We start from the raw sequence: 22,929 nt of genomic DNA on the forward strand, positions 1-22,929 counted from the left end.
GGACCTTCGATTTCCATTGAAATTGCGTGCGCCGTTCGCCGCGGTGCCGAGACACGATCACGAGAGGTTCTGATGAGCAAGTTGCCCGCTCCGCCCGCCGACGGTTTCTGCGCCAAGGCTTGGGCGCACACCGCCGATCTGCAGCAGGCGATCGTCGAGCACCCGTTCAACGCCGCGCTGACCGACGGCACCCTGGACCGCGACCGCTTCGCGTTCTACATCGTGCAGGACGCGCGCTACCTGGTCGGTTTCGCGCAGGCGCTGGCCGCCGCCGCGACGCGCGCCGACAACGCCGAGGACGCCGCGTTCCTCGCCGGCGCCTCGCAGGGCGCGCTGGTCGAGGAGCGCCGGTTGCACGCCGGGTACGTCGCCGAGTTCGGCCTGTCCGACGCCGAGATCGCCGGGATCGGCACGTCCCCGTCCTGCCTGGCCTACACCTCGTTCCTGCGCGCGAACGCGCTGACCGAGGCGTATCCGGTGCTGCTGGCGGCGATCCTGCCGTGCTTCTGGGTGTACCAGCACGTCGGCACCGCGATCCTGGAGGCCACCGGAGGCGCCGAGGGCCACCCGTACCGGGCGTGGATCCAGACCTACGCCGACGACGAGTTCGCCGCGGCCGTGCTGACCGCCCGCGACCTCACCGATCGGGTCGCCGAGGCCGCGGACGACGAGACCCGGCAGCGGATGCTCGAAGCGTTCACCCGGGCCACCGAGTACGAGTGGCTGTTCTGGAACAGCGCCTGGATCAAGGAGGAATGGCCCACCGCGCGCTTCCTCGGCTGAGGATTTCCCGGCTCGTCCGCGCGGCGGCGCAAGTTGCGCGGGCGGGTCGGGCGGCAGCGGGCCCACGGGCGAAACCCGTTGCGAGGTGGGAATAATCCGCGCCGACTCGATGTGACCGGGCGCACATGTTGCACCGCTAACGTATCGTGCGGTGCAGCGATGCTCTCTGCGAGACGCCCGTCCGGGCGAGGAGCAAAGCGTGGATTCTTCCACCCGTGGACGGAGTTTCGTCGGCCGTGGGCACTTCTCTTCTGATCGTCATCGCGGGCATGCTGGTGCCCGTGCTGGCGGCTGCGCCGTTCTACATCGCCGACCGCCGTCGGCAGCGCGAAGACATCGCGGGCGGCGAGGAGTAGCTCAGCGCCCGTAGATCGCCTTCGCGAGTTCTTCCTTTGCCTGCTTCAGTTCTCGCAGCACGTCGGTGGCGAATCCGCCGCTGGTCGGCATGGCCGGGACCCGCAGTCCTTCGCTGAGCGTCCAGCCGGAACCGCGGTCGATCAGCGACCGGTGCTTGTTGGTGTAGTAGCCCGAGTTGATCGACACCGCGACCCCGTGCGCCCCGGCCGCCGCGGCCATCAGGTGCAGGTGGAACCGGCTGGACAGCCAGCGCTGCCCACCCGTCGCGGGCAGCCCGGCGTCCATGATCTCGGCGAACGGGTAGAACCGGGCGCCCGGCAGGTCGTGCTCGACCAGCGCGAAGACCTCGCGGTCCACCCGCGGGATGCCCTCCACGATGCCGACCTGCTCGGGTCGCACGCCCCATTCGCTGAGCGTGTCCAGCAGGAATCCGGCCAGCGCGGGCACCGTCACGTCGAGCAGGTCCGACTGCAGGCACACCATGACCTCGCGCAGGTCGTCGTCCCGGTACAGGCCGGGTTCGACGCCGAAGAACATGTCGTCGCCGGTGTGCGAGGCGGCGCCGGCCAGCGCCACCGACGGCTCGTCGCGCACGTCGACGACGTCGAACTGCGCGGTGAGGTTGCGCAGCAGCGGCTCCGCTTCGGGCGCGACCGGCCAGAAGCCCTGACCGGTCATCACGGCCCGGCCGCCGGACCGCCGGGTCGCCGCCACTGCGGCCGCGAGCAGGCCGAGGTGGCGCGGCCAGATGCCGTTGACGAACCCGCCGCCGATGACGTGCACCAGGTCGACCCGGGCGGCCAGTTCGATGCCCGCCACCCAGCGCGGCGCCAGCCCCGGGTTGTCGATCGCGTGCTGCACGAACGACGCGACCTCCCACGGGCCGTCGGACGGGGCTTCCCAGCACAGCCGCCAGAACGTGTCGGTGAACCGGACCCGCGGGTGCAAGTGACCGAGCAGCACCTCGCTCGGTCCGGGGTTGGGGCAGTCGACCCAGATCTCGCTGTCCGGGGCGACGCGCGCCAGGTGCTTCAGCCAGGCCGCGGCGATCAGCTCGTCCCCGTAGTTCGGATGTCCGGTGGTGGCGACGAGGTAGATGGTCGGCGGGTTGGTCAACAAGGGGCTCCAGCCTTCGGGTGCCGAGTCCCTTTCGAACGTAGCAACGAGTCGGCCCCGAAGGCCGGGGCGAGTGAGATCTCGCACCCGGCTCTCGCCACTGGTACCAATTAGGTTGGGCTAACTTAACTTGGAGATGATTTCGGGATGGGGCTTGCATAGCGGTGCGGGTGGCGGCCCCCTGCGGGAATTGCGGCCGCCGTCTGGACTCCGGGATCCCCGACTTGCGTATGACCCAATACGCGGCGTCGGGGCTGTCCTCGCCAGACGACGTCTGAGAACCCGCGGCGGTGCGAGCTGAGTCCCACACCGCATGCGGCTGACGCCGCATGCTGAAAGGCCCCACAACTTGGGAGGCGTCTTGACGATTCGATCGCAGGCGAAGGTGGGCACCGACAAGCCGGCTCGCTACGCCAAGCAGTTGTCCTCGCACCTCGGCCGGAAGTGCGAGGTTTCCGAGGAGCCGGAAGGCATCCGCATCACCCTGCCCGCCGATCGCGGTGCGGGCAGCTGCCTGCTGGTGAGCGAGCCGGACGCGCTCGCCCTGCGCGCCGAGGCGGAGAACGCCGAGGTGCTCGACCGGGTGCAGGACGTGATCGGCCGCCACCTCGAGCGGTTCGGTCAGCGCGACGAGCTGAAGGTCGACTGGACGAACGACTGAGTATTAACAGCGGCGAGGATCATTCCTTGCCGATCTCGTCGCGGAGCCGGGCCAGCCGCTGGCGGGACCGGTTGAACTTGGCCTCGAAGTGCTTCTCGAACAGGTCGGTCGGCAGCTCCGGGATCTCCACCGGCTCCGCCGTGCGCTGCTGCGGCGCGACCGACACCGGCTGGGGCTCCTCGGGCTTCGGCTCGGGCTCCGCCGGTGCCGCCTGATCGGTGCTCGGCCGCCGGGCGATGACCGTCGGCGAGGCCGACCTGGCCGGGGCGTCCGGCGTGCGCAGCGCGTGCTTGCCCTTCGGTGCGATCGCCGCTTCGGAGACACCGCTCTCGGCGAGACGCCGGTTCGCCCGTTGCAGCAGCGGCCAGAAGATCAGCGTGGCCAAGGCGAAACCGGTGACGAACATCAGCACGAGCAGGTCCACGAGGTGCTCCGATCAGCTCTGCCGGGCGGGTCCGGGGTGCGGGGCGGCGCCGTTGGTGCGCGCCCGCTCGATGGGGATGGTGTAGGTCTGCACGTCCTCGCGCTGTTCGGGCAGTCGCACCGGCTGCTGCTCGATCTGCGCTTCCTGGGTGACTTGCCTGGTCTCGTCGTCCGCGATGCTCAGCGCCGTGTTCTGGCCGCGCAGGTCGGCCGCGGAGTCGTCCAGCAGTCGGCGGGCGTTGTCCATCGCCGCCAGCACCGAGGTGCGCATCTCCTCCAGTCGGAGCTGCTTGGTGCGGATCTCCTCCAGCGCGGCCAGCCGCCGCTTCTCGGTTTCGGCGTCCCACTCGCCGCACTGCCGGCGGGTGTCGGCGATCAGCGTGTCGGCCTCTTCCTGGGCCTCCGACATGGTCCGCTTGTACTCGTTGCGGATGTTCTGCCGCAGCCGGTGTTCCCGGGAGCGCAGATCGCTGGCCTTCTGGTCGTGCTCGCGGTGCAGCCGCGCGCGCCTCGATTCGACGTCCGCGACCAGCTCGCTGCACTCGTTTCGCAGCTCGCCCGCGGCTCGTTCGGCTTCGCCGATCAGCTCGCGCGCCTCGGTCTCCGCGGTGCCGCGGATGATCTCGGCCTGCCGCCGCGCCCGATCGCGCAGGGTCTGCACCTCTTCTTCGGCGATCGAGAGCATGTTCTGCACGCGCTGGGAGGCGGCGGGCAGTCCGGTGTCGGAGGATTCGATGCGCTTGAGGCGTTCCTCGGCGGCGTCGAGGCTGCGGCGGGTGTCGTCGCAGAGCTTCCGGAGGTCGGAGTTGAGCTGTGCCGCTTCGTTGCGGTCGATGGTGACCAGTCGCAGCTGGTCCTCCAGCAGTTCCAGGTGCTCGATGACCTGGTGGCGGTTGAAGCCTCGGACCTGGATGTCGAATCCCGGCCGGAGGGGCACGACAGAGTCGGCGTCTTCCATTGGTGAACTCCTCTCCGGACGGTGCGGCCGATTCGATAGCTCGGAGAGTAGGGGCGATGGTGGGTGCTCGCCCAGCGGAAAACAACGATCATCACCGGATCAGGTACTGATGATCAGGCGATCACAACGCCGTCGCACTCTCAGTGATCGTGACGCGGCTTCGTCCACTGTGCTCATTTCGCACGTTCGGTGACGAGTCCGGGCCGGCCGCGCGCCGGGATGCGTCAGTCGGGTGAGGCACGGTCACGAGATCGGGTAGTCAGGTTAGGCTTCGCTCACAGAACGGAACGGATTGCTGTGCTTAGGGAGCGTTGCGTGACGACTGGAGTCGACCTTGCCGGGCAGCCGCACCAGCGGACCTCGGTGCTGTTGCGGCGGTGGCTGGCCGAGACGCACACCCCGGTCGCCGAGGGACCTCTGCGGTTGACCATCGGATCGCTGCGCCTGCGCACGGACGTCGTCTACGACTCGCCGACCGGCGCGCACGGCTTCGGCCCGATCCACGTGCTGGACGCGACGGGCGGCCCGGTCGAGGTGGCCGAGCCGGCGTTGCTCGCGGCCGCGTGCTCCGCCGACGCGCGAGCCCGGGCGCTGCCCGATGCACCGATCAACGCCGCCGGCTCGGGCTCGCTGCTGGACTGGCTGGTCGACGCCTTGCCGCGTCGCGCGGTCGATCCGCTGGCACTGCCCGAGGACCTGGTCGCGGTGGCCCGCTCGGTCTCCGATGCCGAGGAGGCGCAGCGCTGGTTGTCCTCGCACGTCGAGGGCCGATTGCTGCCCGCGGTTCGCGGCTGGCAGCCCGGCGACGTCACCGGTGCGACCGCGGCGCTGTTGACGCGTGGCGCGCTGACGGTCATCGGGTTGCTGGGGCGGCGCGGTGTCGTGCACGAGGCGGATCTGCTCGCCGCGCTCGCGGATCGGCTGCGGGCCGTCGCCGAGGCGTATCCGGACCTGGAATGGCTGGTCGGGCACTGGTTGACCAGCCCGACGCTGACCGATCTCGCCGCGCTCAATGGCTCCGGGCTGCGGTATCGCGCGGAGTCGGGGGAGATCCGGGTGCAGGCGGTGCCGTTCGAGGTGCGGAACCCGCTGCGGTCGGACGTCCCGGACGTTCCCGGCGTGCCGATCCCGGAGCTGGGCGCGGGCTGGTCGCTGCGGCCGGTCCGGGTCGACGGCGCGGACGGCGGGCCGGACGTCGAGCTGGTGCACCGCTGGATGAACAACGAGCACGTCGCGGTCAACTGGGACCAGGCGTGGCCGGTGGCGCAGTGGCGGGACGAGCTGGCCGGTCAGCTCGCCGGGCAGCATTCGGTGCCGTGCATCGTCGGGCTCGACGGGCGGGATGTCGGATACGTCGAGCTGTACCGGGTGCAGCGCGACAAGTTGGCGCGCTGCTACTCGCACGAGCCGCACGACCTCGGCGTGCACATCGCGATCGGCGAGCCGGACGCGATCGGGCGCGGCGTAGGGTCGGCGCTGCTGCGCGCGGTGGCCGAGGGATTGCTGGCCGCCGACCGGGAATGCCGGCGGGTCGTCGCCGAGCCCAACGTCCACAATGGAGCCTCAGTGGGCGCGTTCGGCAAGGCCGGCTTCGACCGGGCCGCGGAGGTGGGTCTGCCGAACAAGAACTCGGCCCTGATGGTGTTCGCGCGACCCGCGTCGGGTGAGTAGCCCCACGTCGGTCGATGCGCCTGGCGGCTGTACCGCGAAACGGTTGGGAATTAAGGTAAGCCTTACCTGTTTTGTTGATCGTGGGGAGACCGATGCCGGGCCGTGCCGACGAGCAACTGCCATTGTCCACCGCGCAGGCGGGGATCTGGTTCGCGCAGCAGCTGGATCCAGCCAACCCGATCTTCAACACCGCCGAGTACGTCGAGGTGCACGGGCCCGTGGACCCGGCCCGGTTCGCGTCGGCGTTGCGCCGGGTGGTCGCCGAGGCGGAGACGCTGCGGCTGCGGGTGGTCGACTCCGCAGGTGAGCCGCGGCAGGTCATCGACGAGCCCGACGACTTCGAGCTCCCGGTGATCGACTGCTCGACCGCCGCCGATCCCGAGGCGCACGCGCTCGCCTGGATGCGCGCCGACCTGCGGGAACCCGTCGACCTGACGCGGTCGCGGGCCGATGGCGGCCGGCTGTGGACCGCGGCGCTGCTCAAGCTCGGCGACGAGCGCTGGTGGTGGTACCAGCGGATCCACCACGTGGCCATCGACGGGTACGGCTTCTCCCTGCTGCTCCGACGGGTCGCCGAGCTGTACGACGAACCGGACGCCGGGCCGTCGCCGTTCGGCCCGCTGAGCTCGCTGCCGGCCGCGGAACTGGACTACCGGGAGTCGCCGAAGTTCGCCGCCGACGCGGAGTTCTGGCGGGAGCAGTTCGCCGACCACCCGGACGTCGTGTCGCTGGCCGGGGATTCGAGCGCCGCCGCGCACTCGTTCCGCCGGCAGACCGGCACCTCCGCGGCGGGGCGCGCGCTGGCGCTCGCCGGGAGCGAGAGCCGCGCGACCGGGACGCACGCGCTCATCGCCGCCTTCGGCGCCTACCTGCACCGGATGACCGGAGCCGCGGACGTGGTGCTCGGGCTGCCGGTGATGGGGCGGCTCGGGTCGGCGGGGTTGCTGCGGGTGCCCGGCATGGTCGTCAACGTGCTGCCGCTGCGGCTGCGGATCGCCCCGGACACCACGCGCGCCGAGCTGATCTCGCAGGTCGGCAAGGCCATGCGCGAGGTGCACAAGCACCAGCGCTACCGCGGCGAAGACCTGCGCCGGGACCTCGGGCTGCTGGGCTCGGACCGGCCGCTGTTCGGACCGCTGATCAACATCAAGTCCTTCGACTACGAGCTGGCCTTCGACGGAAGCCCGGCGACCGTGCACAACCTCGCGGCCGGGCCGGTCGACGACCTGACCGTCGCGGCGTACCCGACCGGCGACGACGAGCTGCGGTTCGAGTTCGACGCCAACCCGGATCGCTACGGCGAGCCGGAGCTCACCGCGCACCGCGAACGGTTCCTGCGCTTCCTCCAGGCGTTCGCGGACTGCCCCGGCGACACCCCGGTCGGCCGGATCGACCTGCTCTCGCCGCAGGAGCGCGACCGGATCCTCGACGAGTGGAACGCGCCGATCCCGGGCATCCGGGAACAGCCCGCGGCGACCCTGCCGCAGCTGTTCGAGGAGCAGGCGATGCGCACACCGGACGCGGTCGCGGTCACGTTCGGCGACCAGCGCCTCACCTACGCCGAGCTCGACGCGCAGGCCAACCAGCTCGCGCACCACCTCATCGACCACGGCGTCGGGCCGGAGCAGCTGGTCGCGCTGGCGCTGCCGCGCTCCGCCGAGCTGGTCGTGGCGCTGCTGGCGGTGCTGAAGGCCGGTGCCGCGTACCTGCCGCTGGACCCGGGGCACCCCGCCGAGCGGATCCGCTACATCGTCGGCGACGCGCAGCCGACCGTGCTGATCAGCGATGCCGACCACGCGGCGCGGCTGCCGGAGGGCACCACGCGCATCCTGCTGGACGATCCGGGCGAGATCGCGGAGATCGCCCGGCATTCGCAGCGCGACCCGAAGTCGGGCGAGCGCGGGCCGCTGACCGCCGAGCACGCCGCCTACGTGATCTACACCTCCGGCTCGACCGGGCGGCCCAAGGGCGTGGCGATCCCGCACCACAACGTGGTCCGGCTCTTCGGCGCCACCGACCCGTGGTTCTCCTTCGGCGCCGACGACGTCTGGACGCTGTTCCACTCCTACGCCTTCGACTTCTCCGTCTGGGAGCTGTGGGGCGCGCTGCTGCACGGCGGCCGGCTCGTGGTGGTCCCGCACGAGGTCAGCCGGTCGCCGCAGGAGTTCCTGCGGCTGCTGGCCCGCGAACGCGTGACCGTGCTCAACCAGACGCCTTCGGCGTTCTACCAGCTAAGCCAGGCCGACCGGGAGAACCCGGGCACCGAGCTGGCGCTGCGGTACGTGATCTTCGGCGGCGAGGCGCTGGAACTGTCCAGGTTGGACGACTGGTACGCCCGGCGGCCGGAGTCGCCGAAGCTGATCAACATGTACGGGATCACCGAGACCACCGTGCACGTGTCCTACGTGGAGCTCGACCGCGAGGCGGTGGCCCGCCGCGACGGCAGCCTGATCGGCCGCGGCATCCCGGACCTGCGGGTGTACCTGCTCGACGGGCTGCTGCAGCCGGTGCCGCCGGGCGTGGTCGGGGAGCTGTACGTGGCCGGCGAAGGCCTGGCCCGCGGCTACCTCGGGCGGCGCGGGCTGACCGCGCAGCGGTTCGTCGCGGACCCGCACGGCGCGCCGGGCACCCGCATGTACCGCTCCGGCGACCTGGGCAGGTGGCGGCCGGACGGCGGCATCGAGTTCGTCGGCCGCGCCGACCAGCAGGTCAAGGTGCGCGGGTTCCGCATCGAGCTCGGCGAGATCGAGGCGCAGCTGCTCGCGCATCCGGCGGTGCGGCAGGCCGCCGTCGTGGTGCGCGAGGACCAGCCGGGCGATCAGCGGCTGGTCGGCTACGTGGTCGGCGCGGCCGCGGCGAGCGAACTGCGGGGGCACCTGGCCGAGCGGCTGCCGGGCTACATGGTGCCGTCGGCCTTCGTGCCGGTGGACGAGATCCCGTTGACGGCCAACGGGAAGCTGGACATCCGGGCGTTGCCCGCGCCGGACTTCGGCGGGGATGCCGGTGGCCGGGAACCGCGCGACGCCGTCGAGGCGGCGCTGTGCCGGTTGTTCGCCGAGGTGCTCGGCGTCCGCGGGGTCGGCATCGACGACGGGTTCTTCGAGCTGGGCGGGCATTCCCTGCTGGCCGCGCGGTTGCTGGCGCGGGTGCGCACCGAGCTCGGTGCGGAGCTGACCATCCGCAGCCTCTTCGACCACCCGACCGTCGCGGGCCTCGCCGCGCAGCTCGGAACGGGTGCGCGACGGCCCGCGCTGCGGCCGGTGCAACGGCCGGAGCAGATCCCGCTTTCGTTCGCGCAGCAGCGCTTGTGGTTCCTGAACCGGCTGGAAGGCAGCAGCGCCACCTACAACATGCCGCTGGTGCTGAGGATGTCCGGCGAGCTGGACGTGGCGGCGCTGCGCGCGGCCATCGGCGACGTCGTGCGCCGGCACGAGAGCCTGCGCACGATCTTCCCGGACGAGCTCGGCGAGCCGCGCCAGCAGGTGCTCGACGCCGTGCCCGAGCTGACAGTGGTCCGGGTCCCGGCTTCCGGTGATCAGCAGTTTCAATTGAAACTGCTGAACTCCGAGGGGTCGGAGCCGGTGATCGGGGTTGACGGTGAGTTTGAGGCCGCCGTTCGGCGGGGGTTCGACCTGGCCGAGGAGCCGCCGATGCGGACAGTGCTCTTCACGGCGTCCGAATCGGCCCAGGAGCGCGGCGAGCACCTGCTGCTCGTGCTGCTGCACCACGTGGCCGGTGACGAGTGGTCCACTCGACCGCTGGTGCGCGACCTGTCGACCGCCTATGCCGCGCGGGCGGCGGGCACGGCCCCGGACTGGCCGGATCTTCCCGTGCAGTACGTGGATTACACGCTCTGGCAGCGGGAACTGCTCGGGGACGAGGTCGACCCGGACGGGCTCGCGGGGCGGCAGCTGGCGTTCTGGCGGCAGGCCCTCGCCGACCTGCCCGACCAGCTGGAGCTGCCCACCGACTTCCCGCGCCCGGCGGTGTCCAGCCACCGGGGCGGGACGGTGCGGTTCGAGCTCGATCCCGCCCTGCACCAGCGGCTCCGGCGGCTGGCGGGCGAACACCGGGCCAGCGTTTTCATGGTGCTGCAGGCCGGGCTGGCGGCGCTGCTGACCAGGCACGGCGCCGGCACCGACATCCCGATCGGGTCGCCGGTGGCCGGTCGCGGCGACGACTCGCTCGACGACCTGGTCGGCTTCTTCGTCAACAGCCTCGTGCTGCGCACCGACACCTCCGGGGAGCCGAGCTTCGCCGAGCTGGTCGACCGGGGGCGGCAGGTCGACCTGGCCGCGTTCGACAACGCGGAGCTGCCGTTCGAGCGGCTCGCCGAGGTGCTCAACCCGGCTCGTTCGCTGTCCCGGCACCCGCTGTTCCAGGTGATGCTCGCGTACTGGGGCGCGGCCGAGGCCGTCGCGGCGGACCTGCCCGGGCTCGAGACCACAGTGGACACCGTGCCCGCCGGGGCGGCCAAGTTCGACCTGGCGTTCAGCCTCAGCGAGCGCGCCGACGGCGGGTCCGACGGACTGGTGCAGTACAGCACCGACCTGTTCACCGAGCGCACCGTCGAAGACCTGGCCGCGCGGTTCGTCCGGCTTCTCGCGGCCGCCGTGGAAGACCCGGCGGCGCCGATCGGGCGCCTGGACGTCCTGGGCGATGCGGCCCGGCGGGAGGTGCTGGCCTGGGGTGACGCCGCCGCCGACGTGGCCGCGGCCGGGACCTTCCCGGAGCTGTTCGCCGAGCAGGTCGCGCGGGAGCCGGACAAGCCCGCGCTGATCTTCGAAGACGTGGAGCTCAGCTACCGCGAGCTCGACCGGCGGGTGACCGAGCAGGCGCGGCTGCTGGCCGAGCACGGCGTCGGCCCCGGCGACATCGTCGGCGTGCTGCTGCCCCGCTCGCCCGAGCTGATCATCGGCCTGCTCGCGGTGATGGCCGCCGGCGCGGCGTACCTGGCGCTCGACCCGGAATACCCGGCGGAGCGGCTGCGGCACATGGTCGAGGACGCGAAGCCGCGCCTGGTGCTCACCGACGATCTCCGCGCCGACCTACCAACAACCCTGCTGAGCTGCGAAGACATCCCTTCCGGCGGCGTCGAGCCGGCGAGGCCGGGGTTGGACGACGCGGCGTACGTCATCTACACCTCCGGCTCCACCGGCACCCCGAAGGGCGTGGTCGTGCCGCACCGCGGCATCGCCAAGCTGATCGCCACCCAGCGCCACCGGGTCGGCATCACCGCCGACAGCCGGGTGCTGCAGTTCGCCTCGCCGAGCTTCGACGTGGCGTTCTGGGAGATCTGCATGGGATTGCTCGGCGGCGGCACCCTCGTCGTCGTGCCCTCCGACCTGCGGGTGCCGGGCGAACCGCTCGCGGAGTACGCGCGGCGGCACCGCGTCACGCACCTGGCGATCGGGCCGTCGATGATGGGCATGTTCCCGGCCGACACCGAGCTGCCGCCGAACGCAACCTTGTTGTGCGGGGCCGAGAACGTGCCGTCCGAGCTGGTGCTGAGGTGGGCGCGGGACCGGCGGATGCTCAACTGCTACGGGCCGACCGAGGCCACCGTCAACTCGACGCTGTGGGACTGCGATCCCGATTCCGTCGGCAGCACGGTGCCGATCGGCGTGCCCGACCCGGGCGCCCGGCTCTACGTGCTGGACGAGGCGCTCCAGCCCACGCCGCCCGGCGTGGTCGGCGAGCTCTACGTCGCCGGGCACGGGCTGGCGCGCGGCTACCTCGACCGGCCGGGCCTGACCGCCGGGCGGTTCGTCGCCGACCCGTTCGGGCCGCCCGGTGCGCGCATGTACCGCACCGGTGACCTGGTGCGTTGGCGGGCGGACGGCGTGCTGGACTTCGCCGGCCGCGCGGACGACCAGGTGAAGATCCGCGGGTTCCGCATCGAGCTCGGCGAGGTCGAGGCGGTGCTGGCCAGGCATCCCGATGTCGCGCAGGTCGCGGCCGTGGTCCGCCAGGACGTCCCGGGCGACAAGCGGCTCGTCGCCTACGTCGTCGGCGGCGGCGACCCGGCCGAGCTGCGGCGGCACGTGGCGGAGTCGCTGCCGGACTACATGGTGCCCGCGGCGGTGGTGTTCGTCGACGCGTTGCCGTTGCTGCCCAACGGAAAGCTCGACCGCCGCGCGCTGCCCGCGCCTGACCTCGGCGAATCCGTCGGCAACGAGATGCCGCGCAACCCGACCGAGGAAATCCTCTGCGGGTTGTTCGCCGAGGTGCTCGGGCTGCCGCGGGTCGGCGTCGAGGACAGCTTCTTCGACCTCGGCGGGCATTCGCTGCTGGCCGCCAAGCTGATCGGCCGCATCCGCGACGCGCTGGGCTTGCGCGTCAACGTCGGTAGCCTCTTCGCCGCGCCGACCGTGGCCGGTCTCGCGGAGCGGCTGCACAGCGGGGGATCGCGCGACGCGCTGGAGATCCTGCTGCCGCTGCGCACGGAGGGCGGCAAGGAACCGCTGTTCTGCGTGCACCCGGCGGCCGGGCTGGCCTGGCCGTTCTCCGGGCTGCTCAAGCACATCGACGCCGAGCGGCCGATCTACGGCGTCCAGTCGCGCGGGCTCGCCGAACCGAAGCCCGTCGCGGCGAGCCTGCGGGAGATGGCCGCCGAATACCTGGAGCACATCCGGGAGGTGCAGCCGCACGGGCCGTACCACTTCCTCGGCTGGTCCTTCGGCGGCGTCGTCGCGCACGAGATGAGCACCCAGCTGCAGGAACAGGGCGAAGAGGTGCGGTTCCTGTGCATGCTCGACTCGTACCCGAAGGACGTGTGGGACGAGCTGCCCACCGAGGAAGAAGCGCTGATGGCGCTGCTCTACATGGCCGGCTACGACCTCTCCGAACTGGGCGAGGGGCCGCTGACCAGGGCGGACGTGATGGAGATCCTGTCGGCGGAGGGCAGCGCGCTGGCCAACCTCGAAGAGCACAGCATCACGGCGATCATCGACAACTTCGCCAACTGCGCGGTGCTGGAGAACCAGGCCGACCACGACAAGTTCCACGGCGACGTGCTGTTCTTCACCGCCACGGTCAACCCGGCCAAGGCCGAGCTGACCGCGCAGATGTGGCAGCCGTACGTCGATGGGGTGGTGCACGACCACGACATCGCCTGCGAGCACAAGGACATGACGCAACGCGAACCGCTCGCGGAGATCGCGGCGATCGTCGACCGAACCCTGACCGAGGTCACCACGTGATCGCGGTCGTGCCGGAATCGCGCCCCCGCCGAGCCGGGGGCGCGGTGGGTTTCGGGTGAACACTGCAAGGAGCACGAACATGACCAACCCGTTCGACGACCCCGGCGCGGAGTACTACGCGCTGATCAACGATCAGGACCAGTACTCGCTGTGGCCCGCCGCGATTGACGTGCCCGCCGGGTGGAGCGTCGCGCACGGCCCCGCCGACCGGGAGTCCTGCGTCGACCACATCGAGGTGAACTGGACCGACATGCGGCCCGCACGCTGATGGCGACGGTGCTGCGCGGCGTTCGGCCGCAGGTCGCGGTGTGCATCTGCTACGTGGCGGCGATGTTCATGAACGGCATGGACGCCACGATCGTCAACGTCGCGTTGCCAGCGATCGGCGCCGAGTTCGCCGTCCCGCCCTCCGCGACCTCGGCGATCAATGTCGGCTACCTGGTCAGCCTGGCGGCGTGCATCCCGGTCTCCGGCTGGCTCGGCGACCGCTTCGGCACGAAACGGGTATTCCTCGGCGCTTTCGGGGCGTTCGTCGTCGCGTCGGCGCTCTGCGGCCTGGCCACCGACCTGACGCAGCTGACCCTCGCGCGGGTGCTGCAGGGCGCCGGTGGCGGGGTGATGAGCCCGGTGGCGCTGACCATGCTGTTCCGGGCCTATCCGCCGCACGAGCGGATCCGGCTGTCCCGCGTGCTGCTGCTGCCGACGGCGGTGGCCCCCGCGCTCGGCCCGGTGCTGGGCGGCTTCTTCGTCGAGCACCTCACCTGGCGCTGGGGCTTCTACGTGAACCTGCCGGTCGGGCTGCTGGCCCTGCTGTTCGGCGCGTGGTTCCTGGCCGAGCACGTGGAGGCGCCGGAGAAGCGCTTCGACGGGCTCGGATTCGCCCTGGCCGCGCCGGGGCTGGGGCTGGTCATGTTCGCGCTGGAGGCGGTGTCGCAGACCGGCCCCGCCTCGCCGCACTTCTGGGCCTGCGGGCTGGCCGGTATCGGCTGCCTGGCGGTGCTGGTCCGGACGCAGTTGCGGGCGGCGCAACCGATGCTCGACCTGAAGCTGTTCGCCGACGCGTCGTTCCGGCGCGGCAGCTTGATCCTGTTCGCCTGCGTCGCCGGATTCCTCGGCACGCTCTACGGGTTCACGCTGATGTACCAGTCGGGGCTGGGCGCGTCGGCGTGGGAGACCGGGCTGGTGACGCTGCCGAAGGCGATCGGGCTGATGATCGCCTCGCAGCTGGTCGGCTGGGCGCACCGCAGGTTCGGGCCGCGGCGGCTGATCGCGGCCTCGATGCTCGGCGCCGCGGCGTCGTTCGCGCTGATGAACGCGATCGGCCCCGGCGACGCCTGGCTCGCCGCGGCCGTCCAGCTGGCCTCGGGCTTCTTCGTCGGCGCGGCCTCCGCCGAGCTGCAGGTCGTCGCCTTCGCGACGATCGACAAGCCCGCGACCGGCGGAGCCTCGACGCTGTTCAACGTCCAGCGCCAGATCGGGTCCGCGCTGGGCGTGGCGATCACCGCGTCCGTGCTGGCCGCCGTCGGCACCGACGGTCTCGGCGGCTACCACCTGGCGATGCTGGTGTCGGCCGGATTCGCGCTGGTGGGCGCGATCCTCGCGGCGCGCATCGAGGATTCCGCGCCGCAGGGCCGAAAACTCGTCGCCGCGCGGCGGTAGAGATCTGAGCCACCGCGGGGAAGACAACGACCGGCGTCTATGGTTAGGTTAGCCTTAACTGACATGATCACCGGTGGCAGGAAGGAATGCATGACCGATGGGTACCGCGGATCGACTCCGGCGCAAGCGGCCACCGGCACGCGACCTGCAAGTGCTGCGCACGGCTGAACTCAGCCCGTCGATGCGGCGGATCACCCTGGGCGGGGCCGAGCTCTCGGGATTCCTGGACGAGCACACCGGCCCGAACATCAAGGTCTTCGTTCCGCAGCAGGGGCAGCAGCGCCCGGTGCTGCCCGTGATCGACGAGGACACCGGCCGCTACCGGTGGCCGGAGCAGCACGAGCGGCCGACCATGCGCACCTACACCGTGCGCCGCTACGACGAGGCCAGCGGCGAGCTCGACGTCGACTTCGTGCTGCACGGCGATCACGGCGTGGCCTCCAACTGGGCTCGGCGGGCCAGGCCGGGCGACCGGCTCGGCGTGATGGGGCCGGGCGGCAAGACCTGCCGGGCCGCCGACTGGTACCTGCTGGCCGGCGACGAGACCGCGCTGCCCGCGATCTCCGCGATCGTCGAGAACCTGCCGCCCACCGCGCGCGGCCAGGTGTTCGTCGAGGTCGGCGACTCCGCCGACCAGCAGCACGTCGAGACGCCGCTGGACATGCGGTGGACCTGGCTGCCCAGGGAAGGCGCGGTGGCCGGCCGTTCGCGGCGGCTGATCGACGCCGTGCAAGGGCTGGAAATGCCGTCGGGCGTGGACGTTTCGGCGTGGGTCGCGGGAGAATCCGGAATCGTCCGCGGCATCCGGCAACACCTGCGCGCGGACCGCGGCATGGACGCGCACTCCGTCCTCGCCATCGGTTACTGGAAGTACGGCATGGCCGAAACGGAATACCACGACAAGCACAACCACGACCGGGACTGACGACCCGGTCCGGGCCCCGGCGCGATCCAGCGGATTTCGCCGGTAGATCCGGGTGCCCGCGAAACGGTGCCGGCGAAGCTGAGGGGAAGACGTGTCTGCGGTCGACGACAAAATCCACGACGTGCTGGGAATCGGGTTCGGACCGTCCAACCTGGCGCTGGCCATCGCCATCGAGGAGCACAACCGCACCGCGCCTGGGTCGGACCGGCTCGACGGCGTGTTCTTCGAACGGAAGGCCGCGTTCGGGTGGCACCGGGGAATGCTGATCGAGGGCACCACCATGCAGGTGTCGTTCCTCAAGGACCTGGTCACGATGCGCAATCCGGCCAGCGACTTCTCGTTCCTCTCCTACCTGCACGACAAGCAGCGGCTGGTCGACTTCATCAACCACAAGACGATGTTCCCGACCCGCGTCGAATACCACGACTACCTGGAATGGGCCGCGGCCCGGCTCGACGACGTCGTGCACTACGACTCCGAGGTCGTCGAGATCCGGCCCGGGGGAGAGCACTTCGAGGTGGTCGTCCGCCACGACGGCCGGACGACGGTGCACCGGGCGCGCAACGTCGTGCTCGCGATGGGGCTCGAAGCGAACCTGCCTGCGGGCGCGGAACTCGGCGACCGGGTGTGGCACAACCTGGACCTGCTGCACCGCGTCGGCGAGCTCACCGACGCGCCGCGGCGCTGCGTCGTCGTCGGTGCCGGGCAGAGCGCCGCCGAGGCCACCGAATACCTGCACCGGACGTTCCCCGCCGCCGAGGTGTGCTCGGTGTTCAGCCGGTACGGGTTCAGCCCCGCCGATGACAGCCCGTTCGCCAACCGGATCTTCGACCCGCAGGCGGTGGACGACTTCTACGCGGCGTCCCCGGAGGTCCGCGGCGACCTGATGAACTACCACCGCAACACCAACTACTCGGTGGTCGACCTCGACCTCATCGAGGAGCTGTACTCGCGGGCGTACCAGGAGAAGGTGCGCGGAGAGCAGCGGCTGCGGATCCTCAACGCCTCCCGCGTCACCGACGTATCGACGCGTTCGGACGGCGTGGCGGTCACCGTCGAGTTCCTGCCCTCGGGCGAGCGGACCGTGCTGGAGTCCGACCTGCTCGTGTACGCGACCGGGTGCCGCCCGCGCGATCCGTTCGGGATCCTCGGCGAGGCCGCCCGCTACTGCGCCCGCGACGACCAGGGGCGGCTGCAGGTGGAACGCGACTACCGGATCCGCACCACCGATCTCGGGGGCGGCATCTACCTCCAGGGCGGCACCGAGCACACGCACGGCCTCACGTCGTCGTTGCTGTCGAACGGCGCGGTCCGGGCGGGCGAGATCCGCGATTCGATCATCACCCGCCGCCCGGCGCCGGAAACCACGCGGGATTACGCCCTGACCCCGGGCTGAAAGCGCGGCCGCGGCGGGTTCGGCGATTCTTGCCTGAAATCGGGAATCCGCCCGCCGCCCGGCTCGGAACGAGGGGATCGTGAATTCCCGACCCCGCCTGAAATCGGGAGCTCCCGGACAGCGGCGGGGGATTTCCGGATTTCCGGGGCGGGGTGGATTCCTGAAATCGGGCGCCTTCGTCGGTGTGGGTGCGTTGTAATCGCGGGCACAGCGGGCGTGGCCGGGGAACAAGGGTGACGGCCCGGTGGTTGGGTTTGGCGATGGAGACCGATGTGACGCCGGAGCGCGCCGAGGGCAGCGCGACCTCCCCGCAGGACGATCCGATCAGGGGCGTCGCCCGCGGCGATTCGCCCGTGCCCTTGTCCGTGCTCGACCTGTCCACGGTCGGCGTCGCGCACAGCCCGGCCGATGCCTTGAACACCACCACCGAGCTGGCCCGCGGCGTCGAGCAGTGGGGATTCCACCGGCTGTGGGTCGCCGAGCACCACGGCATGCCCGGCATCGCCAGCTCCGCGCCCGCCGTGGTGATCGCGCACCTCGCCGCGCACACCACCAGCCTGCGCCTGGGCTCCGGCGGCGTGATGCTGCCCAACCACGCGCCGCTGGTCGTCGCCGAGCAGTTCGGCACCCTGCAGGCGCTGCACCCCGGCCGCATCGACCTCGGCATCGGCCGCGCGCCCGGCACCGACCAGGCCACCGCCCGCGCCCTGCGGCGCACCACCGGGCCGCTGTCCGTCGACGACTTCCCGCAGCAGCTCGGCGAGCTGATCGCCTTCCTCGGCGACGACTTCCCGGTCGACCACCCCTACGCCGCGATCCAGTCCGTGCCGCACGGCCCCACGCCGCCGATCTGGCTGCTCGGTTCCAGCGGGTTCAGCGCGCAGCTGGCCGGCGAGCTCGGCCTGCCGTTCGCCTTCGCGCACCACTTCAGCGCGCAGAACACGGTGCCGGCGCTGGATCTCTACCGGCGGTCGTTCAGGCCCTCGGAGGTGCTGGACGAGCCGTACGCGCTGATCGGCGTGCAGGCCGTCGCCGCCGACACCGACGAGGAGGCGCTGGACATCATCCGCCCGGTCGCGCTGAGCATGCTGCGGCTGCGGCGCGGCATGCCGGGCAAGCAGCCGTCCCGCCGGGAAGCCCGTGAGTACCCGTACTCCGAGCTGGAGCGGAGCTTCCTCGACAGCTGGCTGGCCGACGCCGTGCACGGCGCGCCGGACACCGTCCGGGCCGGGCTCGAGGAGCTGCGCGAACGCACGGGCGCCGATGAGCTGATGCTGACCGCCAACGTCCCGGACCGGGACACCAAGCTGCACTCCTTCGAGCTGATCGCCAAGGCGTACCGGATGATCTGACGCTTCGTGGGCCGCATGAGTCGGGGATCCCGGACCGAGGCGGCGTCTGAGGCTCCGCTACGGGACCACGTACGCAAAATGACCACGAGAGCAGGTTCAAAGGTGGGCGCCGCCACTCTTGCACGAGGTCCGGCGCAGGTCCTCCGAGCGTGTGGCGTACGGTCTATTGACACCGGTCTTTCCAAGCACGAGGCGGGATTGAGGGATTGGCGTGAAGCCTGGTGTGCTGGCGTTCTACCGGATCATGGCGTACGTCACCGCGGTGCTGTTGATCCTGCTTTGCGCGTCGATGGTGCTCAAGTACGGCCATTTCGCCGGTCTGTGGGCGGAGGGTTCCGCTACCCAGCAGCTCGGCGAGACGTGGACCTTCCGGATCGGCGTGGCGCACGGCTGGCTGTACATGGTGTACCTGCTCGTAGCCGTGGTCGCCACCACCCAGCTCCGCGTGCCGATCGGCCGGATGCTGCTGGTGCTGCTGGCCGGCACGATCCCGTTCGGCGCGTTCGTCGCCGAGCGCAAGGTGACGCACTGGCACGAGCTGCGGATGGCGGGCAAGCCGATCGTCGAGCCCGCGAAACCGGAGGAATCGCGCGCCTCATGACAGCCATCCCTTCTTCTGCCGCCCCCGAATCCGCCCCGCCCGCCGGTCGCCGGCGCGGCGTGCTGGCGGCCTACGTGGCGTTGACCAAGCCGCGCGTCATCGAGCTGCTGCTGGTCACCACGATCCCCGCGATGTTCCTCGCGCAGCGCGGCATCCCGTCGCTGTGGCTGGTGGCCGTGACGCTGCTCGGCGGCGCCATGTCGGCCGGGGCCGCGAACGCCCTCAACTGCGTGGCGGACTCCGACATCGACGCGGTGATGAACCGGACCAAGAAGCGCCCGCTGGTGCGCTACGAGGTGCCGCGCCGCAACGCCCTGATCTTCGGCATCGTGCTGGGCCTGGTGTCCTTCGCCGTGTTGTGGCTGGGCGCGAACCTGCTGTCGGCGATCCTGGCCACCGCCGCGCTGCTGTTCTACGTCTTCGTCTACACGCTGGTGCTCAAGCGCCGGACCTCGCAGAACATCGTGTGGGGCGGCGCGGCCGGCTGCATGCCCGTGGTGGTCGGCTGGGCCGCCGTCACCGGCAAGGTGGAGTGGCCGGCGCTGGTGATGTTCGGCGTGGTGTTCCTGTGGACGCCGCCGCACTTCTGGTCGCTGGCGATGAAGTACAAGGACGACTACGCGCGAGCCGGGGTGCCGATGCTGCCGGTGGTCGCCACCACGCGGCAGGTGTCCGCGCGGATCCTGGCCTACAGCTGGGCGACGGTGGGCTGCACGCTGCTGCTGGTGCCGGTGACGAGCTGGGTGTACGTGGCGTTCGCGGTGCTCGCCGGGGCGGCGTTCCTGATCGTCGCGCAGCGCATGCACGCGGCGGTGCGCGACGGCCGGGCCTACAACCCGATGAAGCTGTTCCACCTGTCGAACTCGTACCTGGCGCTGTTGTTCGTGGCGATCGCCGTGGACGCAGCGGTCGGCCTGCCCGCTCTGGTCTGAGCCGCCGTCACCGGGGGATCCCGGAGTCGAGGCGGTCCGCTACCCGCGCCGGACGAGTCAGAGCCGCAGGTGCAGGCGGAGGGCGTTGTCGAGCTTCTCGAGGGTCTTGGGCGGTAGCGTTCCGATCCGGTTGCCGAGGCGGTGCACCGCCACCGCCCGGATCTGCTCGGCCTGGGCCTTCGAGTCCTTGGGCAGGCCGCATTCGTCGGCCCGCAGGAGCACCTGGAACGGGTGGACCCGGTCGACGTTGGACGTCACCGGCACCACGGTGATCACCCCTCGGCCCGCGCGCTGGGCGCTGCGGTTCGCGGCGTCGTTGCTGATCACGACCGCGGGGCGGGTCTTGTTGGCCTCCGAGCCGCGGATCGGTTCGAAGTCGACCCAGTAGAGGTCACCGCGGCGCATCGGCGATCCCGTCGGCGGCCGTCGCGTCCCACAGCTGCGCGTCGTCGCCGGCGTCCCACTCCTCCCAGGCGCTGGCGTAGGCGTCTTCCAGATCGGCGCTGCGCAGCAGGTTGATCGCTTGGTGGATCACCGCCGAGCGGGAGGGCGCGCCGATCTGCTGGGCGTACTCGTCGACGAAGCTGACGTCTTCGTCGGTCAGGCTCACACTCACCTTCATACCGCGATGCTACCCGCGTTCCCACTCCTCGTCATACCGATCGAGGACCCGCTCCGGAGGCGTTCCGGCAGGTCCCGGGCCGTGAGTGCCTCGGGGCGCGATAGCACCCCGAAACGCGCACGGCCGGAGCGACCAGCGGAAACTCCGGCGCGGGACATCAGGGGGTTCCCGTAGTTCTCAGGAAATTTCGGGCGGATATGCCTGACCTGCACTGATTCTGATCAGTGCGTGGTCATGCGGGCGGCGAGTTCCTCCGCGCTGGGTGTCCAGGTGCCGCGTTGGGCGTCGATCTCGTCCAGCCGTCGGTGGGTGCCTTCCTTGGACAGCTTGAGGTACCGCTGAAGCGTGCGGCGGTCCTCGTGGCCGGAGAGGTTCATCAGGTCGGCCTCGGTGGCGCCGTCCTCACCGGCATGGGTGAGCCGGGAATGGCGTAGGTCGTGCAAGTCCCAGCCGCTGCTCGCGGTGCCGAGGTGTCGTTCGGCGGTGCGGTAGGTCATGCGGAACCGCCGGCTGCCCTTGTCGAACTCTCGCGATGGTGCTGTGCCGGTGCCGGGCGTCGTAGCGGCGCATCTTGCAGCGGTCGAGTTGGCCTCGAAAACCGACGGATGAGTGTCTCGGCGCAGTCACGATGTTCCTCATTTGCCCAGCTGTGCATTCTCCGGTGTCCTAACGGGCACTCCACGTGACCCTCGCTCCCGACTTGTACGAAAGTCAGTGACCAAGTGGGATCGCCTGGTGTGCCCAGGTGGTCGAAGTTCCCTAAGGAGACGACTGTGGCCAGCGCAGCACACCATCTCATCGGCGGCAGCACCACTGCGACGGAGACCACGGCACCCCCGCCCCGGACAGGCGCGGAGCCCCTGTCGCGGACAGACGCGGAGCCCCTGTCGCGGACAGGCATGGAGAAGTTCGCCCTGCTGTGCGACGCCGTCGCCCACATCCACGCCGGCCGCCCCGCGCAGGCCCGTCCCGCGCTGGAGACCTTGCGGAAGCTGATCGGGCCCGAGGTGCGGCCACAGGACGCGGCGTACGAGCTCTACCGTGCCGCACTGGTCAACCGTGTCGAGGAGCACGGCAGCCCCTCGGAGACCAACCTGTACAGACAGGCCTACGACCAGCCGCAGATCGATCTGTACTACCTGCTCACCACCTACCTGCCGTTCATGGACACGAGCCGGGTCGTCAACGAGCTGCTCGCCGGGCAGGTGGGCGCCGCGGACGACTTCGCCCTGATGTCGGTCGGCATTGGGCACGGCCGCCAGGAGAGCGCGCTGCTGCACAGTCTCGCGGCCGGAAACCCGGGATTGCGTCACTGCACGGTCATCGGTGTCGACCCCGACCGGGAAAGCCTGGCCACAGCCGAGCGCACCCTGCGGCAGGCCACGGCCGAGCACGGTGTCGATCTGGACTTCCTCCCCGTGGCGAAGGTGGCTGAGGAACTTGACGATGACGACTGGATGAGCCTGTCCCGTATTGACGTCCCGTTGGTGGTCAACGCCTCTTTGGCGCTCCACCACATGCAGGACCCGAGTCCCGGTCACGACGCCCGGGACGAGTTCTTCCAGCGGTTGCGCATGCTGGTCCCGTGCGGGGTGGTGCTGAACGAGTTCGACACCGACCACCATGAGGTGTCCTTCCCGCAGCGGTTCTTCAACTCATGGCGGTTCTTCGGCACCATCCTTCGCGCCATCGAGGCCGCGCCTGCCACCCGGCAGGAGAAGGACCACATGAAGACGTTCTTCGCCCGCGAGGTCATGAACATCGTCGGCTCGCGCACCGACGACCAGCGTTTCGAGCGGCACGAGGCGGCCGCTACCTGGATCAACCGGCTGCGCCGCTGCGGCTTCGAGCCTTACGGTGACGCCCCGGGGCTTTCGGTACCCTCGCTCCCCGCGGACTTCACGGTTCGCGTCCTGCCCGAGCAGGTCCGGCTCGGTTATCGCGACGCCACGGTCTGCTCAGTCATCGGCGCGCGTCCTGCCGGATGAGGCATCCCGGGGGCCTGCGCGGTTGACCGCACCTGGCGAGCACCTGTCTGTGCTCTCCGCGGTTGCTTATCCATACGTCAAGTGGTGCTCGCGGCCTTCGGGCAACCGCACGCGCGGCCTTGCTTGGTGAACACGCAGGAGGCGACGAACAGCGGGATGTCGGCTCCGGGTTCCGGCCGGGCCGTGCCGTTGCCGGCACTCTTTATGACTGGGTGAGATCCGGGTATGCAGGAGCGGCTGGAAGCGCGCACGGCTGTACATGTGTCGACGGTCAGCCAATTCC

The 22,929-nt window shown here is 70.7% G+C and carries 18 protein-coding genes; 12 read left to right on the forward strand and 6 right to left on the reverse strand.

What is annotated here, in order from left to right:
* Nucleotides 1–72 precede the first annotated feature (72 nt).
* Nucleotides 73–783: a thiaminase II gene (tenA, locus tag AB0H93_RS27520; protein WP_358576196.1), complete on the forward strand. Its 711-nt coding sequence runs from the start codon at nt 73–75 to the stop codon at nt 781–783.
* Between the two features lie 357 nt (nt 784–1,140).
* Here tenA and AB0H93_RS27525 read toward each other — a convergent pair whose 3' ends face one another.
* The gene (locus AB0H93_RS27525; protein ID WP_358576197.1) at nt 1,141–2,256 is read right to left on the reverse strand and encodes a polysaccharide pyruvyl transferase family protein; all 1,116 of its coding nucleotides are present in this window, start codon (nt 2,254–2,256) and stop codon (nt 1,141–1,143) included.
* A 361-nt stretch (nt 2,257–2,617) separates the two neighbouring features.
* On the opposite strand from AB0H93_RS27525, the gene AB0H93_RS27530 reads away from it, so the two are divergent.
* Nucleotides 2,618–2,917, forward strand: a complete 300-nt coding sequence (locus tag AB0H93_RS27530; RefSeq protein WP_235884152.1) for a DUF2218 domain-containing protein — start codon at nt 2,618–2,620, stop codon at nt 2,915–2,917.
* Nucleotides 2,918–2,936: 19 nt separating this feature from the next.
* On the opposite strand, the gene AB0H93_RS27535 is transcribed toward AB0H93_RS27530, so the two are convergent.
* Both AB0H93_RS27535 and AB0H93_RS27540 read right to left on the reverse strand, forming a co-directional pair.
* Complete coding sequence (locus AB0H93_RS27535; RefSeq protein ID WP_358576198.1) at nt 2,937–3,341, reverse strand: hypothetical protein; 405 nt, start codon at nt 3,339–3,341, stop codon at nt 2,937–2,939.
* A gap of 12 nt (nt 3,342–3,353) precedes the next feature.
* Nucleotides 3,354–4,298, reverse strand: a complete 945-nt coding sequence (locus tag AB0H93_RS27540) for a hypothetical protein (protein ID WP_358576200.1) — start codon at nt 4,296–4,298, stop codon at nt 3,354–3,356.
* Nucleotides 4,299–4,613: 315 nt separating this feature from the next.
* Between AB0H93_RS27540 and AB0H93_RS27545 the strand changes: the two genes are divergently transcribed.
* From AB0H93_RS27545 to AB0H93_RS27585, 9 genes are all read left to right on the forward strand, one after another.
* Complete coding sequence (locus AB0H93_RS27545) at nt 4,614–5,969, forward strand: GNAT family N-acetyltransferase (RefSeq protein ID WP_358576201.1); 1,356 nt, start codon at nt 4,614–4,616, stop codon at nt 5,967–5,969.
* A 92-nt stretch (nt 5,970–6,061) separates the two neighbouring features.
* Nucleotides 6,062–13,171 carry an amino acid adenylation domain-containing protein gene (locus tag AB0H93_RS27550; protein WP_358576202.1) on the forward strand — a complete coding sequence of 2,370 codons (7,110 nt, stop codon included), beginning with the start codon at nt 6,062–6,064 and terminating at the stop codon, nt 13,169–13,171.
* Between the two features lie 79 nt (nt 13,172–13,250).
* Nucleotides 13,251–13,439, forward strand: a complete 189-nt coding sequence (locus AB0H93_RS27555) for an MbtH family protein (RefSeq protein WP_358576203.1) — start codon at nt 13,251–13,253, stop codon at nt 13,437–13,439.
* On the forward strand, nt 13,439–14,830 hold the full coding sequence (locus tag AB0H93_RS27560; RefSeq protein WP_358576204.1) for an MDR family MFS transporter: 1,392 nt from the start codon (nt 13,439–13,441) through the stop codon (nt 14,828–14,830). The genes AB0H93_RS27555 and AB0H93_RS27560 overlap by 1 nt, the downstream gene beginning before the upstream one ends.
* A gap of 97 nt (nt 14,831–14,927) precedes the next feature.
* A complete protein-coding gene (locus AB0H93_RS27565; RefSeq protein WP_358576205.1) occupies nt 14,928–15,755 on the forward strand; it encodes a siderophore-interacting protein in 828 nt (275 codons plus the stop codon).
* 91 nt (nt 15,756–15,846) lie between these two features.
* Entirely contained in the window at nt 15,847–17,151 is a 1,305-nt protein-coding gene (locus AB0H93_RS27570) for a lysine N(6)-hydroxylase/L-ornithine N(5)-oxygenase family protein (RefSeq protein WP_358576206.1), read from the forward strand.
* Between the two features lie 260 nt (nt 17,152–17,411).
* Complete coding sequence (locus AB0H93_RS27575; RefSeq protein ID WP_358576207.1) at nt 17,412–18,503, forward strand: LLM class flavin-dependent oxidoreductase; 1,092 nt, start codon at nt 17,412–17,414, stop codon at nt 18,501–18,503.
* Nucleotides 18,504–18,714: 211 nt separating this feature from the next.
* Nucleotides 18,715–19,104: a DUF3817 domain-containing protein gene (locus tag AB0H93_RS27580; protein WP_358576208.1), complete on the forward strand. Its 390-nt coding sequence runs from the start codon at nt 18,715–18,717 to the stop codon at nt 19,102–19,104.
* Entirely contained in the window at nt 19,101–20,036 is a 936-nt protein-coding gene (locus tag AB0H93_RS27585) for a heme o synthase (protein ID WP_358576209.1), read from the forward strand. The genes AB0H93_RS27580 and AB0H93_RS27585 overlap by 4 nt, the downstream gene beginning before the upstream one ends.
* 57 nt (nt 20,037–20,093) lie before the next feature.
* Here AB0H93_RS27585 and AB0H93_RS27590 read toward each other — a convergent pair whose 3' ends face one another.
* The 3 genes from AB0H93_RS27590 to AB0H93_RS27600 all read right to left on the reverse strand — a co-directional run bounded on the left by AB0H93_RS27590 (nt 20,094) and on the right by AB0H93_RS27600 (nt 21,281).
* Complete coding sequence (locus AB0H93_RS27590) at nt 20,094–20,441, reverse strand: type II toxin-antitoxin system PemK/MazF family toxin (RefSeq protein WP_358576210.1); 348 nt, start codon at nt 20,439–20,441, stop codon at nt 20,094–20,096.
* Nucleotides 20,428–20,658, reverse strand: coding sequence for a ribbon-helix-helix domain-containing protein (locus tag AB0H93_RS27595; RefSeq protein WP_358576211.1), 231 nt, complete (start codon nt 20,656–20,658; stop codon nt 20,428–20,430). The genes AB0H93_RS27590 and AB0H93_RS27595 overlap by 14 nt, the downstream gene beginning before the upstream one ends.
* 221 nt (nt 20,659–20,879) lie before the next feature.
* On the reverse strand, nt 20,880–21,281 hold the full coding sequence (locus tag AB0H93_RS27600) for a tyrosine-type recombinase/integrase (protein WP_358576300.1): 402 nt from the start codon (nt 21,279–21,281) through the stop codon (nt 20,880–20,882).
* A 276-nt stretch (nt 21,282–21,557) separates the two neighbouring features.
* Between AB0H93_RS27600 and AB0H93_RS27605 the strand changes: the two genes are divergently transcribed.
* Entirely contained in the window at nt 21,558–22,646 is a 1,089-nt protein-coding gene (locus AB0H93_RS27605) for a GRAS family protein (RefSeq protein WP_358576212.1), read from the forward strand.
* Nucleotides 22,647–22,929: the final 283 nt, after the last annotated feature.

This window comes from Saccharopolyspora sp. NPDC050642 (genome assembly GCF_040654735.1).
GTDB lineage: Bacteria > Actinomycetota > Actinomycetes > Mycobacteriales > Pseudonocardiaceae > Saccharopolyspora > Saccharopolyspora elongata.

What these genes read in the sequence shown, in the direction of transcription:
- AB0H93_RS27555 (WP_358576203.1), top strand. Translation starts at nt 13,251, where the DNA reads ATGACCAACCCGTTCGACGACCCCGGCGCGGAGTACTACGCGCTGATC.
- AB0H93_RS27585 (WP_358576209.1), top strand. Translation starts at nt 19,101, where the DNA reads ATGACAGCCATCCCTTCTTCTGCCGCCCCCGAATCCGCCCCGCCCGCC.
- AB0H93_RS27605 (WP_358576212.1), top strand. Translation starts at nt 21,558, where the DNA reads ATGGAGAAGTTCGCCCTGCTGTGCGACGCCGTCGCCCACATCCACGCC.
- AB0H93_RS27595 (WP_358576211.1), bottom strand. Translation starts at nt 20,658, where the DNA reads ATGAAGGTGAGTGTGAGCCTGACCGACGAAGACGTCAGCTTCGTCGAC.
- AB0H93_RS27560 (WP_358576204.1), top strand. Translation starts at nt 13,439, where the DNA reads ATGGCGACGGTGCTGCGCGGCGTTCGGCCGCAGGTCGCGGTGTGCATC.
- AB0H93_RS27550 (WP_358576202.1), top strand. Translation starts at nt 6,062, where the DNA reads ATGCCGGGCCGTGCCGACGAGCAACTGCCATTGTCCACCGCGCAGGCG.
- AB0H93_RS27575 (WP_358576207.1), top strand. Translation starts at nt 17,412, where the DNA reads ATGGAGACCGATGTGACGCCGGAGCGCGCCGAGGGCAGCGCGACCTCC.
- tenA (WP_358576196.1), top strand. Translation starts at nt 73, where the DNA reads ATGAGCAAGTTGCCCGCTCCGCCCGCCGACGGTTTCTGCGCCAAGGCT.
- AB0H93_RS27565 (WP_358576205.1), top strand. Translation starts at nt 14,928, where the DNA reads ATGGGTACCGCGGATCGACTCCGGCGCAAGCGGCCACCGGCACGCGAC.
- AB0H93_RS27540 (WP_358576200.1), bottom strand. Translation starts at nt 4,298, where the DNA reads ATGGAAGACGCCGACTCTGTCGTGCCCCTCCGGCCGGGATTCGACATC.
- AB0H93_RS27590 (WP_358576210.1), bottom strand. Translation starts at nt 20,441, where the DNA reads ATGCGCCGCGGTGACCTCTACTGGGTCGACTTCGAACCGATCCGCGGC.